The sequence below is a fragment of the Mesorhizobium sp. M7A.F.Ca.US.005.03.2.1 genome (genome assembly GCF_003997795.1).
In the GTDB taxonomy this organism is placed as follows: Bacteria; Pseudomonadota; Alphaproteobacteria; order Rhizobiales; family Rhizobiaceae; genus Mesorhizobium; species Mesorhizobium ciceri.
Genome location: NZ_RZRP01000837.1, coordinates 1 through 2,716 on the forward strand (window position 1 = coordinate 1; position 2,716 = coordinate 2,716).

Sequence of the window (2,716 nt, forward strand, 5' to 3'; positions counted from 1 at the left end):
ATGGATTCGACTGTTATCGCGACATCGCTGCCGGCGATCGCCGTCGACATCCACACCAGCCCGATCGCGCTCAAGCTGGCCCTGACCGCCTATCTCGTCTCGCTGGCGATCTTCATTCCGATCAGCGGCTGGATGGCCGACCGTTTCGGCGCCAAGAATATCTTTCGCGCCGCGATCGCCGTCTTCATCGTCGGTTCGATCGCCTGCGCGCTCTCCGGTTCGCTGCCGGCTTTTGTGGTCTCGCGCTTCCTGCAAGGCATTGGCGGCGCCATGATGACACCGGTCGGGCGGCTGGTGCTGGTGCGCGCGACACCAAAAAGCGAACTCGTCGCGGCGATGTCCTGGCTAACCGTTCCGGCGCTGGTCGGTCCGCTGGTCGGTCCGCCGGTCGGTGGCTTCATCACCACCTATTTCACCTGGCACTGGATCTTCCTGATCAATGTGCCGATCGGCCTGATCGGCATCTGGCTGGCGACGCGTTTCCTGCCGGAGACCGAATCGATGGAGACGCCGCCGCTCGACTTCCTCGGCTTCGTGCTAAGCGGGTTGGCGGCATCCGGCGTGGTTTTCGGCCTGTCGGTGGTGAGCCTGCCCTATTTGCCGCCGGCCACCGGCCTTATCACCGTAGCGGTCGGCCTGCTGTCGGGCGCGCTCTATCTGCTGCACGCGCGGCGCGCCAAAAATCCCTTGCTGGCGCTCGAATTGTTCCGCAACCAGGTGTTCCGCTCCTCGGTGCTTGGCGGCGGACTGTTCCGCATCGGCATTGGTGCCGTGCCGTTCCTGCTGCCGCTGATGTTCCAGATCGGTTTTGGGCTGACGCCGTTCCAGTCCGGCATGATCACCTTCGTCTCGGCGATCGGCGCCATCGGGATGAAGTTTGTCACCGCGCTGATCTTCCGCGTCGCCGGCTTCCGCCGCGTCCTGGTTGTCGGTTCTCTGGTCGCCGCCGCCTCGATCGCCATCAACGGCCTGTTCACACCCGACACACCCTATCTCTTGATGCTGGCCATGCTGCTCGTCGGCGGCTTCATCCGCTCGATGTTCTTCACCGGCGTCAATGCGCTCGCCTATGCCGAGGTTTCGGCTGAAGACACCAGCAAGGCGACACCGATCACGGCGGTGTTCCAGCAGTTGTCGGTCGCGCTCGGCGTGGCGCTGGCCGGCGGAATCCTGGAAGTGTCCACAAGCCTGCACGACCGGTCACTGACGCTGGCGGATTTCCACACCGCGTTTTTCGTCGTCGCGGCGATTTCGGCCGCCGCGTCGCTGTCGTTCATGCGGCTGGCGCCCGATGCCGGCAACGCCATCTCCGGCCACGGCCGCCTGACCACACCCAAGACGCTGGAAACGAGCACGGCGGGGAAGTAGTTTCCTCTTGCCTTCTCCCCTGTGGGAGAAGGTGGATCGGCGCGAAAGCGCCGAGACGGATGAGGGGTGTTCCAGCGGAGTGAAACGTTGGCGCTCCCTGGAGCTCATCCGTCGCCTTCGGCGACACCTTCTCCCAGGGGAGAAGGAAGATCTCGCCCTTTGAAATCCTTGGCCAAGAGATAAAGCTCGACCGATTCATCCCGCGACGCCGGCGGCTTGACGTGATGGACCGAGCGGAAGTTCTTCTTGAGCATGGAGAGCAGTTCGTTTTCGGCGCCGCCCTGGAAGGTCTTGGCGAGGAAATGCCCGCCCGGTTTCAGGACGGAGAGCGCGAAATCGGCCGCCACCTCGCACAGATGCATGGTGCGGATATGGTCGGTCCGCTTGTGGCCGGTGGTCGGTGCCGCCATGTCGGACAGCACGATATCGGGATCCCCACCCAGCGCCTCGGCCAGCTTCTGCGGCGCCTGCGGATCGAGGAAATCCATCAGCAGCACCGGCGCGCCGGGCACGGCGTCCATTTCGAGATAATCGATGCCGATGACATGCGGCTTGTCGGCCGTCGATTTCGTCCGCGCGGCGGCGACCTGGCACCAGCCGCCGGGGGCGGCGCCGAGGTCGATCACCTTCATGCCGGGTTTCAACAGATGATGCTTGTCGTCGATCTCGATCAGTTTGTAGGCCGCGCGCGAGCGATAGCCGTCAGCCTTGGAGCGCTGGACATAGGGATCGTTGATGTGGCGCTGCAGCCAGCGGCGCGACGATTCCTTCAGCCCGCTCTTCTTCTTGATCCGCGTCTTCAGCACACGAATGCTGGCGGATCCTGGTTTTTCCGGTTTCTTGGTCATTGCTTATTTCTTCGGTTCGGGCTCACGCTCTGCCACGCCCATCGTTGCGCCAGACGCCATCATCGGCCATCAGTTCGCTTAAAATACCTTCGCGCAGGCCACGATCGGCGACTCGCAGCCGCTCGGACGGCCACACGGCGCGGATCGCTTCGAGGATAGCACAGCCGGCCAGCACCAGAGCGGCGCGATCGGCACCGATGCAAGGGTTGGCGCAGCGCTGCTGGAAATCCCAGCCAACCAGTCTTTCGACCATGCGATCGACGCTGTCGCGGTCCATCCAAAGCCCGTCGACACGGCGGCGATCGTAGCGCTCGAGCTCAAGGTGGACACCGGCCAGCGTCGTCACCGTTCCCGACGTGCCCAGCAGATGAAAATTCGGGCTGGCCTTGAGATGGCTCAGCCGGTCGCGACCGTCGAAGTTGGCCAGCCGGCCGGCGACATCATCGACCATGGCGGCGAAGATCTCGCGCGTCCCCGTGCGGCCGCCAACGCGCCCGGCC

At 64.2% G+C, this 2,716-nt stretch carries 2 protein-coding genes and 1 pseudogene; 1 reads left to right on the forward strand and 2 read right to left on the reverse strand.

The window, feature by feature from the left end:
- The coding region (locus EN991_RS31165; RefSeq protein ID WP_127370191.1) for an MFS transporter at nucleotides 1-1,368 on the forward strand (1,368 nt) is incomplete at its 5' end.
- Nucleotides 1,369-1,472: 104 nt separating this feature from the next.
- Here the strand turns inward: EN991_RS31165 and EN991_RS31170 are convergent.
- Together EN991_RS31170 and EN991_RS31175 are read right to left on the reverse strand one after the other, a co-directional pair.
- Nucleotides 1,473-2,216, reverse strand: coding sequence for an RlmE family RNA methyltransferase (locus tag EN991_RS31170; protein ID WP_013532288.1), 744 nt, complete (start codon nucleotides 2,214-2,216; stop codon nucleotides 1,473-1,475).
- 22 nt (nucleotides 2,217-2,238) lie between these two features.
- Nucleotides 2,239-2,716 (reverse strand): annotated as a pseudogene (locus EN991_RS31175) (Ppx/GppA family phosphatase); the annotation flags it as partial.